Source organism: Phenylobacterium hankyongense (assembly GCF_003254505.1).
GTDB classification, from domain to species: Bacteria; Pseudomonadota; Alphaproteobacteria; order Caulobacterales; family Caulobacteraceae; genus Phenylobacterium; species Phenylobacterium hankyongense.
Map to the genome: position 1 here is coordinate 2756008 of NZ_QFYP01000001.1, position 13333 is coordinate 2769340.

14 protein-coding genes are annotated in these 13333 nt (G+C 71.6%); 2 read left to right on the forward strand and 12 right to left on the reverse strand.

Annotation, left to right across the window (positions count from 1 at the left end; translation table 11 throughout):
- Positions 1-110: 110 nt before the first annotated feature.
- The 12 genes from DJ021_RS13230 to DJ021_RS13285 all read right to left on the reverse strand — a co-directional run bounded on the left by DJ021_RS13230 (position 111) and on the right by DJ021_RS13285 (position 10664).
- Positions 111-1073: a type II secretion system F family protein gene (locus tag DJ021_RS13230; RefSeq protein WP_111457993.1), complete on the reverse strand. Its 963-nt coding sequence runs from the start codon at positions 1071-1073 to the stop codon at positions 111-113.
- Complete coding sequence (locus DJ021_RS13235; RefSeq protein WP_111457994.1) at positions 1070-2032, reverse strand: type II secretion system F family protein; 963 nt, start codon at positions 2030-2032, stop codon at positions 1070-1072. Before DJ021_RS13235 ends, DJ021_RS13230 begins: the two co-directional genes overlap by 4 nt.
- Positions 2029-3456, reverse strand: coding sequence for a TadA family conjugal transfer-associated ATPase (locus tag DJ021_RS13240; protein WP_207801840.1), 1428 nt, complete (start codon positions 3454-3456; stop codon positions 2029-2031). Before DJ021_RS13240 ends, DJ021_RS13235 begins: the two co-directional genes overlap by 4 nt.
- 3 nt (positions 3457-3459) lie before the next feature.
- Positions 3460-4671: a CpaE/TadZ family protein gene (locus tag DJ021_RS13245; protein ID WP_111457996.1), complete on the reverse strand. Its 1212-nt coding sequence runs from the start codon at positions 4669-4671 to the stop codon at positions 3460-3462.
- A gap of 1 nt (position 4672) precedes the next feature.
- On the reverse strand, positions 4673-5035 hold the full coding sequence (locus tag DJ021_RS19105) for a CpaD family pilus assembly lipoprotein (protein ID WP_111457997.1): 363 nt from the start codon (positions 5033-5035) through the stop codon (positions 4673-4675).
- 6 nt (positions 5036-5041) lie between these two features.
- Positions 5042-6424: a type II and III secretion system protein family protein gene (locus DJ021_RS13255; protein ID WP_111457998.1), complete on the reverse strand. Its 1383-nt coding sequence runs from the start codon at positions 6422-6424 to the stop codon at positions 5042-5044.
- Entirely contained in the window at positions 6421-7308 is an 888-nt protein-coding gene (gene cpaB / locus DJ021_RS13260) for a Flp pilus assembly protein CpaB (protein WP_111457999.1), read from the reverse strand. The genes DJ021_RS13255 and cpaB overlap by 4 nt, the downstream gene beginning before the upstream one ends.
- Before the next feature lie 12 nt (positions 7309-7320).
- Positions 7321-7818, reverse strand: coding sequence for an A24 family peptidase (locus tag DJ021_RS13265; protein ID WP_111458000.1), 498 nt, complete (start codon positions 7816-7818; stop codon positions 7321-7323).
- A 153-nt stretch (positions 7819-7971) separates the two neighbouring features.
- Positions 7972-8157: a Flp family type IVb pilin gene (locus DJ021_RS13270; protein ID WP_207801841.1), complete on the reverse strand. Its 186-nt coding sequence runs from the start codon at positions 8155-8157 to the stop codon at positions 7972-7974.
- A 329-nt stretch (positions 8158-8486) separates the two neighbouring features.
- Positions 8487-9770, reverse strand: a complete 1284-nt coding sequence (locus DJ021_RS13275; protein WP_111458002.1) for a pilus assembly protein TadG-related protein — start codon at positions 9768-9770, stop codon at positions 8487-8489.
- A gap of 4 nt (positions 9771-9774) precedes the next feature.
- Complete coding sequence (locus DJ021_RS13280; protein ID WP_111458003.1) at positions 9775-10179, reverse strand: TadE/TadG family type IV pilus assembly protein; 405 nt, start codon at positions 10177-10179, stop codon at positions 9775-9777.
- The gene (locus DJ021_RS13285) at positions 10176-10664 is read right to left on the reverse strand and encodes a TadE/TadG family type IV pilus assembly protein (protein ID WP_111458004.1); all 489 of its coding nucleotides are present in this window, start codon (positions 10662-10664) and stop codon (positions 10176-10178) included. The genes DJ021_RS13280 and DJ021_RS13285 overlap by 4 nt, the downstream gene beginning before the upstream one ends.
- Positions 10665-11201: 537 nt before the next feature.
- On the opposite strand from DJ021_RS13285, the gene DJ021_RS13290 reads away from it, so the two are divergent.
- Together DJ021_RS13290 and DJ021_RS13295 are read left to right on the forward strand one after the other, a co-directional pair.
- Positions 11202-12710 carry an AlkA N-terminal domain-containing protein gene (locus DJ021_RS13290; protein ID WP_243626014.1) on the forward strand — a complete coding sequence of 503 codons (1509 nt, stop codon included), beginning with the start codon at positions 11202-11204 and terminating at the stop codon, positions 12708-12710.
- Complete coding sequence (locus DJ021_RS13295) at positions 12691-13230, forward strand: methylated-DNA--[protein]-cysteine S-methyltransferase (RefSeq protein ID WP_111459102.1); 540 nt, start codon at positions 12691-12693, stop codon at positions 13228-13230. Before DJ021_RS13290 ends, DJ021_RS13295 begins: the two co-directional genes overlap by 20 nt.
- Positions 13231-13333 lie beyond the last annotated feature (103 nt).

Genomic DNA, 13333 nt, shown 5'->3' on the forward strand with positions numbered 1-13333 from the left:
GACGAAAACGATAGCCTTCGCTATGCGTTAGGCAACGGTAAAAAGTTGGCTGGCGGCCGCGTCAGAAAAGATCCGTGGCCGGTGCGCTTCGGAGCCATGCTTCCCGGGCCTCAGCCGAACGAGACCGCCATGACCCGGATGATGGCGGGGCCGATCAGGATGATGAACAGCGGCGGCAGGACGAAAATGATCATCGGCACGGTGAGGATGGCCGGCAGGCGGGCGGCCTTCTCCTCGGCCTTCATCATGCGGGTGTCGCGGAACTCGGACGCCAGCACCCGCAGGGACTGGGCCAGCGGCGTGCCGTACTTCTCGGTCTGCACCAGCGTGTTGACCAGGCCGCGCACCTGCGGCGTGGCCACCCGCCGCGAGAAGTTGAGGAGCGCCTCGCGCCGGTCCGGCAGGAAGCCCAGCTCAATGCCGGTGAGGCCGAGCTCGTCGGCCAGCTCCGGAGCGCCCGGCCCGATCTCGCGGCCGACGCGGGTGACCGCCGCATCGAGGCTGAGGCCCGCCTCGGCGCAGATCACGAACAGGTCGAGCGCGTCCGGCAGCGCCTTCTGGATCTTCAGGCGGCGCTTCTGGATGGCGTTCTTCAGCATCATGGTCGGCAGGTAGGCGCCGAGCCCCATCGCCCCGACCCCGATCAGCAGGTGGGTCGTGCCGCTGAGCTTGGTCAGGACGAACGGCGCCAGCAGATAGCCGGCGACCGCCACGATCAGGGGACTCGCCAGGCGCAGCGCCAGGAAGACCGCGGTGGCGTCTGCCGACCGCCAGCCGGCCTGGGTCAGCAGGTCCGCCGCCTCCTTGGCGTCGCGGCCGCGGCTGAGCTTCAGCCGCTCGACCAACTGCCGGGCAAGGCCGATTGAGCGGGTGCGTTCCGCCCGGCGGGGCGTGAGCAGTGCGGTGCGGAGCTCGCGCCGGCGCTTGGCGTGGCTGCGGGCCCGCGCGCCGACCAGGTCCTTGGGCGACAGCGCCCTGAGCACCGCCAGGATGGTGAGGAAGTTGGCGAAACCCACGGCCAGCGCCACCGGCAGGGCCGCGGGACTGCTCTGCATGAAATCGGGGGGCGTCATATCTCGAACTTCACCATCTGGCGCATGATCAGGGAGCCGGAGACCAGGCTGGCGACGCCGCCGCCCAGCATCAGGCGGCCCAGCGGCTGGGTGAACAGCACGCTCAGGTAGTCGCGGTTCACCACCGACATCAGGATCGCCATGACGAAGGGCAGCGAGCCGATGATCAGGGCGCTGGCCGTGGCCTCCGAGGACATGGCGCGGATCTTCAGCCGCATCTGCTGGCGGCGGCGCAGGATCTGCTCCAGGTTCTCCAGGGTCTCGGCGAGGTTGCCGCCGGTCTCGCGCTGGACCGACAGGCTGATGACCAGGAAGTTGAACTCCGGCAGGCCGACCCGGCGGGCCGCCTGCCACATGGCGTCCTCCACCGGCATGCCCAGCCGGATCTGGTCGGCGACGGTGCGGAACTCACCGCCGACGGGCTCGGAGATCTCCTGGCCCACCACCGCGATGGTCTCGGTCACCGGCAGGCCGGCCCGCAGGCCGCGGACGATCAGGCCGATGGCCTCGGCGAACACCTTCAGGAACTTGCCGCGCCGGCGCGCCATCAGGAAGCTCACCGCCACGTGCGGCAGGAATAGCCCGTCGGCTGCGGCCGCCAGCAGGGCGAACAGTGGCGAGGCGCCGAACATCAGCGCCGCGACGCCGACTGCGGCCATGATGATCCCGGAGACGGCGGCGTACTGGCCGATGCTGATCGGCTTGCCGGTGGCCGCCAGGCGGGCGCGCAGCACGGCCGGACGCGGCACGAAGCGCTGGGCCAGGGTGTCGAGCCGGGACTGGCCGGCCCGTTGCAGGCGCGGCGCGGCGGCCCCCTTGGGACCGGGGGCGCGGCCATGTCCCAGCGCGCGAGCCCGCTTGACCAGCTGGCGCTTGCCCGACGCGCCGGGGCCCAGGGCCGCCAGCGCCAACAGCACGACCGCGCCCAGCAGGACGGGGAGGAGCAGGGCGAGCATCATCCGATGGCGTCCAGCAACAGGCGGTCGAGCCCGAAGTAGGCCGCCCGCTCGGAGAAGGCCGGGCGCAGGCCCGCGGACTCGAAGCGCCCCTTGAGGCGGCCGTCGGCGGCCTCGCCCTCGAACTTGTAGGCGAACAGCTCCTGGGTGGTGATGACTTCGCCCTCCATGCCGACCACCTCGGTGATGCTGGTCACCCGGCGCACGCCGTCGCGCATGCGGCTGACCTGGACGATCATCTGCACGGCCGCGGCGATCTGGGTGCGGACGGCCCGGCTGGGCAGGGTAATCCCGGACATGCCGACCATGTTCTCCAGCCGGGTCAGCGCCTCGCGCGGGCGATTGGCGTGGATGGTGCCGAGCGAGCCGTCGTGGCCGGTGTTCATGGCCTGCAGCATGTCCATGGCCTCGCCGCCGCGGATTTCGCCGAGGATGATCCGGTCGGGACGCATCCGCAGGGCGTTCTTCACCAGGTCGCGCATGGTGATCTCACCGCGGCCCTCGAGGTTGGAGGGGCGGGTCTCCAGGCGCACCACGTGCGGCTGCTGCAGCTGCAGCTCGGCGGCGTCCTCGATGGTGACCACCCGCTCGTCGCCGGCGATCATCTGCGACAGGGCGTTGAGTAGGGTCGTCTTGCCGGAGCCGGTGCCGCCGGAGATCAGGATGTTCAGGCGCGACCGGGCGGCGATCTTCAGCACCGTCGCCATCTCCGGCGAGACATTGGCCTGGCGCGCCATCACGTCGAGGTCGATGGCCCGCTTGGAGAACTTCCGGATCGAGATGGTGGCGCCGTCGATGGCCAACGGCGGGATGATGATGTTGACCCGGCTGCCGTCGGCCAGGCGGGCGTCCACCAGCGGCGAGGATTCGTCGATCCGGCGGCCGATCTGGCTGACGATGCGGCCAGCGACGCTCATCACATGGGCGTTGTCGCGGAACCGGGCGCCGGTCAGCACCAGCTTGCCGCGCTGCTCGACGTAGATCTGCTTGGGCCCGTTCACCATGATGTCGGTGACGGTGTCGTCGGCGAGCAGCGGCTCCAGCGGGCCGAGGCCCATCATGTCGTTGAGCAGGCGCGTCACCAGCTCGCCCTGTTCGCGCTGGTTGAACTGGATCTTCAGCTCCGCGACGATCTCCCCGACCAACGGCCCGAGCTGGTGGGCGAGGGCCTCCCGGTCCAGCCGGCTGGCGGCCTCGCTGTCGATGCGCTCCAGGACCAGCGGCTGCACGAGGCGGGCGGCGTCCTCGATCTTGTCCTGGATCGGGGCCGTCTCGACCGGAACGGTGTCGGGCGCCAGCTGCATAGCCGCGTCGGGCGCGGCCGGCGGCCGATCATTGGAGAGCACGGTCAGGCGCGGAGCTTGATGACGTGCGGGCGCCGCCGGATCGGGCGGGGTCGTGGGGGACGCGCTTCGTCGACCGAACATGGCTTACTTCCCCAGCACGCGGGTGAACCAGGAGGACTTCTCGGCGGCGGCCGCCGCCGTCGCGGCGCCGGCGAAGCGGCCGACCAACCGCCGCAACTCGGTCGCCGCGGGGCCGGGCCGCGCGACGGAGAGCAGCGACTTGCCCTGCTCGGCGGCGGCGGCGGCGGCCTTGGCGTCGAACGGCACGGCGAAATCCAGTGCACGGCCGGCGGCGCGCTCGAACTCCGAGCGGGGAACCTCGCCGGCCACGCCGCCCACGCGGTTGCCGATCAGCAGAACCTCGCCGTCGGGGCGGGTCGCGGCCAGCAGCTTCAGCAGCCGCTGGGCGTCGCGCATGGCCGGCAGGCTGAGGTCGGTGACCACGCCCACCACGTCGGCCTGCGCCAGGGCGGCGCGGCTCAGGGCGTCGAGCCGGCGGGGCGTGTCGATGACGATCACGTCGGCGCCTTCGGAAAGCGTCGCCACCAGGGCCTCCAGCCCCTCGGGTCCGACATCGATCTGCGCCTCCAGGGACTCCTCCGCGCCGAGGATCCGCAAGCGCTCGCCCGCCGGACTGACGGCCGAGCCGATCAGCAGGCTGTCGATCCGTTCGGGGTGGGACAGCAGTTCGCGCAGGCCGCGTCCGGTCTCCAGGTCCAGGCTCAGCGCCGCGGCGCCGAACTGCAGGTCGAGGTCCAGCAGCACCGTGCGCAACTGCTGTTCGTGGGCCAGGCCCCAGGCCAGCGACACGGCCAGGCTGGTGGCGCCGACGCCCCCGCGGGCCCCGATCAGCGCCACGGTCCGGCTGGGCCGTGAGGTCGGCGCGGGCCGTTCGCTGCGCTCGGCGCGCCGCAGGGCCTCCGCCAGCGCCTCGGCCGACAGCGGCTTCACCAGGTAGTCGCTGACGCCCAGCTGCATCAGGGCGCGATAGAGGGAGATGTCGTTCACCATGCCGATGGCGACGACGCGGGTGTGGGCGTCGCAGAACTCCGCCAGCCCGTCCATGGCCGCCAGCACGTCGTCGCAGTCGCTGACGTCGACCAGCAGGATCGCCGGGGCCGGCGAAGTCTCCAGGTAGGCGCGGGCGGCCGCGACCCCGCCCTCGCGGACGCGGCCCGGCGGCCAGCCGAACTGGGCCGCGGCTTGGCGCACCCCTTCGCGGGTCACGTCATCCGCCACCAAGGCGAGGAAGTCCGGCGCCGCCTGGCCGGTCTGCGCGATGAGGGGGAGGGCCATGTCAGCGGGCCTCCGTGGCTGCGCCGGGACCCGAGCCGGAGGCGGCGGCGGCGCCGAGCGGCTTCACCTGGCCGAGGCGATGGCGCTGAGCGGCGGCGAGGGCGCCGTCTCCCGAGGGATCGGCCAGCGGCGCGCCGCGCTCGAGGTCGCGCGGGTCGGCCACCATCAGGCGCAGGTTGATGGCGTTGGCGCAGCCGAACCGGGGCATGGTCAGCGGATCGGCGACGCGGGAGGGCGCGGGGTCGGCGCAGGGATCGGGCACGGCCGGGACCGCGGTCTGCGCCGGCTTCGGCGCGGCGCTGGCGGAACAGGCGCTGGAGGCGGCGGCGAGAATGGCGATCGCAAGCAGGAGGGTTTGGCGCATGGCGGTCTAGCCCTTGATCTTGGCGGCAGGGATGGGGGGCGCCGGCGCGGCTGCGACGGTGGCTGCGGTCTCGACGGCGGCGGCCTGAACGGTGGACTTGAAGAGATCCGTCGGGGTGGCGAGCTTCTGGCTCACCGGCTTCACCAGGTAGGGCGTGACGATGATCACCAGCTCGGACTCGTTCTTCTGGAACTGCTTGGAGCGGAACAGAGCGCCGAGGATCGGCGCGTCGCCGAGGGCGGGGAACTTCCTGACGTTCTGGGTGACGGTGTTCTGCAGCAGGCCGCCGATGGCGAAGCTCTGACCGCTGGCCAGGTCCACCGTGGTCTCGGCGCGGCGGGTGGTGAGCGCCGGCACCGTGATGCCATTGAGGGTGATGGCGCCGGCGTCGGAGAGCTGGCTGACCTCGGGCCGTACGTTCAGGGTGATGCGGCCGCCGTCCAGGATGGTGGCCACGAAGTCCAGGCTGACGCCGTACTTCTTGTACTCGATGGTGACCTGGTTCTGGCTGCCGGGTTGGGGCACCGGGATCGGGTACTCGCCGCCCGCCAGGAAGCTCGCCGGCTCGCCGCTGACCGCCGTCAGGTTGGGCTCGGCCAGGATGCTGACCAGGCCCTTCTGGTTCAGGGCGTCGATCAGCACGTTGATGTCGGTCGCGCCCTTGCTGTAGCCGGCGAAGAGGTTGTTGGCCCCGTTCTGGCGGCCGATGATCTTGCGCGGCGTGTCCTGGGTGAACACCGGATTGCCGGTGACCAGCCCCAGCACGCCCTGGCCGATGGGGGCGAAGCTTTCCCAGTTGAAGCCGAGGATCTCGTTGGCCTGGTGGGAGACCTCCGCCACGCGGACCCGCAGGTTGATCTGGTTGGGGGCCTCGACGGTCAGCCGGTTGATGAGGTGGGCGGCCCGGTCCTTTTCGTCGCCCTGCACGAACTGGGCGGCGATGCGCAGGATGTCCGCGCCTTCGGAGGCCGAGGCGACCTTGCCGGTCAGCACCAGGGAATCGTTGGCGCTGGACACCTCGACCTGGCTGTTGGGGGCCTGGCGCTTCAGTACGTCGCGCAGGCGGGCCTCGTCGAAGCCCACGGTCACGCCGAGGTTGGCGATCATCTGCTCGTGCGCGTCGATGGCGAACAGGCTGGTGGCGCCGGACCCCTTGCCGATCACGTAGATCAGCGTCGGCGACTTCACCTGCACGTCCGCCACCTTGGGATCGGCGATGAAGACCGTGGCCGCCGCCCGATCGAGACGGATCAGCCGGCCCTTGCCGACTTCGAGCGTGAGCTGGCTGGCGGCCCCGCCCACGACCTCGGACGCGGCGTGCGCGGCGGTCGGGGCGTAGGCGCCGAAGGAAAGCGCCAGGGCGGCGGAGAGGGCGGCGAAGGTCTTCATGGAGCGGCTCCTGCGCTGCTGGCCTGGCTGCCGCGGATCACCACGACGGACGGCGCGGCGGCCGCGCGCGGCGCGCGGATGGGGTGCGTCGCCGGCGCGGCGGCCGGGCGGGCGGCGGCCACCTGGGTCGCCTCATTGTCCCAGGTCCGCGTCACGGTGTTCCCGGACGCCGGCGCGTCGGCCGGCGTGGCGAGGCTGCGCAGGCTGAGGGAAAGTTTGCCGAGCTCGCCGACCAAGGTGACGATCTCGGCCTGTTTGGGGGTGACCTCCAGGGTGGCGGTCTGGGGGATGAGGACGTCCTTCTTCTCGTTGGCGACCCGTTGGTCGACGCCGACCACGCGCACGTCGCTGAGCACGGTCTCGCTGACGAAGCGCTTGGCCGCGCCCGCACCGCCGTCCACGCCGCGGCTGAGGATCAGGTCCACCCGGTCGCCGGGGAAGACGAAGCCGGCGACGCCGGTGCTGGCGCCGACATTGACCGTCACGGCGCGGTAGCCCGGCTTCAGCACCGCGGCCAGGAAGCTGCGGTCGCCGGGCTGGACGACACGCGCGGCGCTGAGCGGCTCGCCGGGCGCGAGGTCGGTGCGCGCGACGGCGCCCGCCATCTGCTCGGGGGTCGTGCCGGCGCTGGTGAAGTAGCCCGCCGTGGAGGCGTCGGCCGGCCAGGCCTGCCAGCGCACCTGGGCGGCCTTGAGGATGGTTCCCGCCGGCAGGGCCTGGGCGGCCACGAGCACGCGGCTGGCCGCCGGCGCGACGGTCTGGGCGCGGGCGCTGTCGCGGGCGTGCTTCAGCTGGCCCTGGAGCCATTGCTGGGTGAGGACCACGGTCGCCCCCGAGAGGAGGATCGCCAGGCCCAGGAACGTGAGACGACGGGTCGAGAGCACGCGGGCTTCCTCCTAGAGGTTGGACGTCAGGTGCAGGGCGAGGACCCAGGCGCCGCCGGCGGCGATGGGAACCCCGAAGGGCATCGGCTGGCCGAGGCCGGCCGTGGCGCCGTCCGCCCACGCCGGGCGGGGCATCAGCCGGCGCAGCGGGCTCAGCATCAGGCCGGCCAGGGCGGCGCCGGTGATCGAGGTCACCAGGGCGAAGTCGGAGAAGTGCCCGGGGCCCGCCCACAGGGTGACCGCCGCGGCGAGCTTGACGTCGCCGCCGCCGACCCAGCCGCGGGCGAAGAGCGCGGCGCCCACGCCGAGCACCAGCACGCCCACCGCGAGCCCGGCCACCCACGGGCCGAACGGCAAGCCGAAGCCGGCGAGCGCATAGCCGGCGGCCACCAGGGCGCAGACGCGATTGGGGATCAGATAGCGGGTGAAATCACTTGCCGCCGCCCAGGCGAGGGCGACGGCCGTGACGATCAGGCCAAGCGCGACCGATGCGTGTTCGATGGTGATCATCGGCCGCTTGGACTTTCCTGGTCTGTGGAGATCCAGGAGGTCCGAGCCGGTGTTCGAGCTCAGACCAACCCTGGGAAGTTACTCCGCGACGCCGGCGCTCATCTGTCGAAAATTCGGATAGGGCGCCGTCGCGCGTAAACGTCGACGTCAGGCTTAGGCGGCCGGGACGGTCGGGGTGGCGAGGCCGTCGTTCACGGCGTTGAACTTGGCGGACAGGTTCGTATTGATCTTCGGCAGGGCGACGATCATCGCGAGCGCGATGAAGGCGGCGATCAAGCCGTATTCGATGGCGGTGGCGCCACGACGATCTTGCGAGAGCTTGCGGGTCAGTTTGATCATTTTGATAGATCCTTGGTTGATCTGAGAAAACGACCAGGACTGTTCCTAAAAACGTGTGTCCATGTCGTCTGCACGGATAGGTAATCCAAAGGTTAACCAAGCACAATAGTGGCAGCCTGCGACATGTAGACACTAGGATAAACAAGCTTAACCTTAAGGACGTGGCCAAAGATGACGAGTAGTCATGTTGTCGATGACCCAAATTGGGGCGGCCGAACTTACGGTGTATTTCAGGAGTTATTGAAAATCGTTCGCCGGTTATCCGATCGCTTGGATCGGAGCCTCCGGCGGAAGCGGGCGGCCGTCGAGCGGCCGCCGGATCGCCTTAATCACTCCACCAGCGCCGGGGCGGCCCCGCCGGCCATCCTGACGCCGGTCCCGGCGCAGTTGATCCCCAGGCTCGCGTTGCCCTTGAAGGCGACCTCGCTGGCCAGCAGCTGGGTGCAGCCGGGGGTCGTGGTGGATGACCCGCCGCTGAAGGTCACCTTCTGGCTGGGGAAGTAGATCGCGCCCTGGATGCGCTGGGTCGATCCGCCGTTGAACACGTTCTCCACGCCGCCGGGGGCGCGGCGGTCCTGATAGAGCGCCATGCCCTGGGTCGGGCCGGAGGTGGGCGCGGACAGGTCGATCGTGGCGTTGCCGTTGATGTGCAGGGTCGAATAGTTGGAACCCGTGCTGCTGGTGAACACCAGGGTGACGCCCTGGCCCTTCAGCGTCGCGCCGCCGTTCACCGTCAGGTCGCCGCGGTCGATGATGTAGGTCCCCGGATTGAGGGTGACCGTGGCGCCGCTGCTGATCGACAGGCCGTTGCAGAACACCAATGGGCGGCCGCCGGTGTTGGAGTAGACGCCGCTTGGGAGGGAGCCGCCGGTGAAGTCGCAACCGCTGTAGGCCGGGAGCGGCACGTCCTTGTAGGGATCGGCGATGGCCGCCTGGCCGGTGTGGACGCCGTTGGTGGTGTTGAGGGCGGCGTTGTTGCTGAGGCTGTAGCCGCCGACCAGGCCGACGCTGTCGGCGGTGATCGTGGCCGCGCCCTTGAGCTGGAGCGCGGTGGAGCTGGTGGAGTTGGCGTACAGCGAACAGCCGACAAGTTTCACGTCGGTCGAGCCGGTCTCCAGAGCCGAGGCGCTGGCGGTGGAGTTCAGGGCCACGACGCAGGCGTTGCCGACTGCGCCGTAGCGCGCCACGGCGCGCGCCCTGATCACGCCGCCGGCCCGGGCGAACGGAACGGAAAAGAACCGTCTGCCTGGCCGGGCGATTATCACCTCCACCGCCTTGGCGTTGCCTGCTTGCCCGCCGGTGGCCGGCGGGGTGTTGACGGTGACCTGGACGCCGTCCACGCCGTCGCGCAGGCCGTAGGCGGCGGCGACCGCGCGGGCCTGGTCGGTGACGTTGGAGGTTCCGGCCATGACGGCCGCGGCGGCGCTGAAGGCGGCGGAGTCGGCGGCGTTCTGGGCCGAGCGCCGCGCGACATAGGAGGCGCCCACGTCGATGCCCAGGCCCACAAAGCCCAGCACCGTGACCATGGACAGGCCGACGATCACCGCGCTCGCGCCGGAGCGATCGTCGCCCAGTGCGCGGAGGATCTGGCTGGAGGAGGAGCTGTGCGGCATGCGATCAGACCCGGCAGACCTGGGCCGTCAGCGTCGGCGCGACCCGGAAGATGGCGTAGGCCACGAACCTGTAGCTCAGCTGGGCGCGGACCTGGGTCCCGCAGGCCTGGGTGCTGACGGTGAAGGCGCTGGCCGGGATGTTGAGCGGCGCGACGGTCCGCGCGGCGAAGGCGGCGGTCTGGGACGGCGTGCCGCAGACGCCCGGCCGCACGGAGGCGCAGCGGGCGGCCTCCTGCACCGCGAAATTGAGCGCGGTGCGGGTCCAGGCGAGGCGGCCGAACTCGATGAGCCCCAAGAGCAGCAGGAACAGCACGGGCAACAGCAGGGCGGTCTCCAAGGCCGCGGCGCCTTCGCGCGCCGCCAGCAGGCCGCGCCGACGGCCCAGGGCAGGATGGCTGGGAACGCTCATGGCACGCGGACCACGGCCTGGGCGCTGACGGTCGCGGGCACGACGAAGCCCGGCCACGGCGCCAGGGCCTTGAACGGGGCCTGGGCGGCGACGGTGACAAAGGTCCCGGGCGCGCCGCCGCCGCTGCAGGACGTCCCGGTGGTGGCGACGATGGACAGGCCCGAGACACAGGCCGTGGTCACCCGCGGGGCGGGCGAGGCGGCGACGCTGAGCGGTGTCGCGCTGGCGACCGCGGCGCTGATCGCGGCGGCGTCCCATCCGCGTCGCTGGGCATAGTCGGCGCCGGCCTGGGCGGCGGCCTTGACCTGCAGGCTCTGGGCGATCAGCCGGGAGACGTCGATGGTCCCCGCCAGGGTCAGGGCCAGCACCGGCAGCAGCAGGGCCAGTTCCACGGCCGCGGCGCCGCGGCGGTCGCGTTGCAGCGCCGCCGGCAAGCGCGCGGCGTCGGCGATGGGGCGGCGGCCGCGGGGCGGCTTCGGACGCATTGTGGTTTCCGGTTGTGCAGGCGAGGGCTCAGGCGGTGCTCGGAACGCCGCCAGTCTTGCCCGGCTCCCAAACGTAAGGCTCGGCGCCAGCAATTCACGGTCGCATCATGTCACTGTGCTCACACGTCGCAGTTGAGAAATCTCGTCCCGGTTGCGTCCGGAGGGAGAGTCCAGGTTGTCCCGTGGGGAACCGGTCCCGCGAGCGGAGCATTGCGGGAGCGGAGAACGATGTTCCTCCGTCTTGCGCCGGACGGCGCGGGCGGTACGATGAGGTGAAGCCGTTCGCAGAAGCGGCTCGGGTGGAAGCGATGGGATCAAGGCGATGCTGACGGCGACCGGAGCCGCTCTGGCGGCGATCTTCACGGCCTGGTTCAAGGGCCTGACGCTGTTCGGGCGCTGCGGCCACTTCCTGTAAGCCGAGATGTAGCCCCTGGGGCGGCTTCCGATACGCCGTCCGAAAACCGCCACCCAGCTCCCATCGATGTCCGAAAACCGCGAGACTTGCCGGCCGCGGCAGCCCATCTTGCGGCCATGGACATGGATTTTGAAGCCTGCCGCCGCGCCTTCGTCACCCGGGACGCCCGGTTCGACGGCCGCGTCTTTGTGGGCGTGAAGACCACCGGCATCTACTGTCGCCCGATCTGCCCGGCGCGGCCGCCGAAGCCGGAGAACATGACCTTCTATCCGTCGGCCGCCGCCGCTCAGGAGGCGGGTTTCCGCCCCTGCCTCCGCTGCCGGCCGGAGTCGTCGCCGGACCTCGGCGCCTGGCGGGGCACGTCGAACACCGTCAGCCGGGCGCTGGCGCTGATCGAGGCGGGCGCCCTGGATGCGGGCGACGTCGACGGCCTGGCTGCACGGCTCGGCGTCGGCGAACGGCAACTGCGCAGGCTGTTCAAACAGCACCTGGGCGCCTCGCCGATCGCCGTCGCCCAGACCCGGCGCGTGCTGCTGGCCAAGCAGCTGATCCACGAAACCCTGCTGCCGATGGGCGAGGTCGCCCTGGCGTCCGGCTTCGGCAGCGTGCGGCGCTTCAACGAGACCTTCCAGCAGCTGTTCGGACGCGCCCCCGGCGGCCTGCGCCGCTCGCACGCCGACGAGGCCAGCGCGGCGGGGGCGGGCGTCACCGTGCGCCTGCCGTATCGCGCCCCCTACGACTGGGACGGGGTGATCGGCTTCCTGACGGCGCGGGCGATTCCCGGCCTGGAGGCGGTTTCGCCCGACCGTTACGCCCGCACGCTGGAGGTCGAGGGCGCCCGCGGGCTGGTGATCGTCACCCCCGGCGAGGGCGACTACCTGACGGCTGAGATCCGGTTCCCGAAGCTGAAGGCGTTGCCGGCGGTGATCGCCCGCATCCGGCGGGTGTTCGACCTCACCGCCGACCCGGCGCTGATCGGAGCCCACCTCAGCCAGGACCCGGCGCTGGCGCCGATGGTGGCGGCGCGGCCGGGCCTGCGGGCGCCGGGCGCCTGGGACGGCTTCGAACTCGCCGTGCGCGCCATCCTCGGCCAGCAGATCACCGTCGTGGCGGCGCGCAACCTCGCCGCCAAGCTGGTCGCCGCCTACGGCGAGCGGATCGACGACCCGGCCGCCGCGGAGCTCGGCCTGAGCTGGGTGTTCCCGACGCCGGCCCGGCTGGTGGGCGAGGACATCGCCGCGCTCGGCATGCCGCGCTCCCGCGGCGCGGCGCTGGAGGCGCTCGCCCGCACCGTGGCGGCCGACCCGACGATCTTCACGCCCCGCGCTGATCTGGAGAGCGCCATCGCCGCGCTGTCGGCCCTCCCGGGGGTCGGCGAATGGACGGCGCAGTACATCGCCCTGCGGGAGCTGCGCGAACCCGACGCCTTCCCGGGCTCGGACATCGGCCTGCTGCGGGCGCTGACCGACGCCGCGGGCCGACGGCCGACGGCGCCCGAACTGCTCGCCCGCGCCGAGGCCTGGCGGCCGTGGCGCGCCTACGCCGCACAACATCTCTGGGCCGCCGACGCCGCCCAGCCGCAGACCAAGAGGACCAAGACCGATGACCCCGATGCACGACGCGCCGCCTGAGACCCTGACCCTGGATCGGCTGGCGACGCCGATCGGCACGGCCCTGCTGGTGACCGACCAGGCCGGGACGCTGCGGGCCTTCAACTGGACCGACTACGAGGCGCAGATGGTCGCCTGGCTTGGCCGCCACTACGGCAAGGCCACGCGCCAGGAGGGACGGGCGCCGGCGCCGGTCCGCGGGCCGTTCGAGGCCTATTTCGCCGGCGAGGCGCGGGCGCTGGAGACCGTGCCCTGGCGCGCCTCCGGCACCGAGTTCCAGCGCAAGGTCTGGGACGCGCTCTGCACCATCCCGGCCGGCGAGACCCTGAGCTACGCCGGGCTGGCGGCGCGGATCGGACGGCCGACCGCCATGCGCGCCGTGGGCCTGGCGAACGGCTCCAACCCCGTCGCCGTGGTGGTCCCCTGCCATCGGGTGATCGGCGCCAACGGCTCGCTGACCGGCTACGGCGGCGGCCTGCCGCGCAAGCGCTGGCTGCTGGCCCACGAGGGCGCGAGCTTCAAGGAGCAGATGGCGGCCTGACCCTTGTCGAAGGCGTGAACTGGCGTCACCGTCTGCAGCGGAGCCGGCCCGGCTCCGAGACAGACGTCCGCCGGTCACGGCGGCTTGGGAAGGAACGGACCTC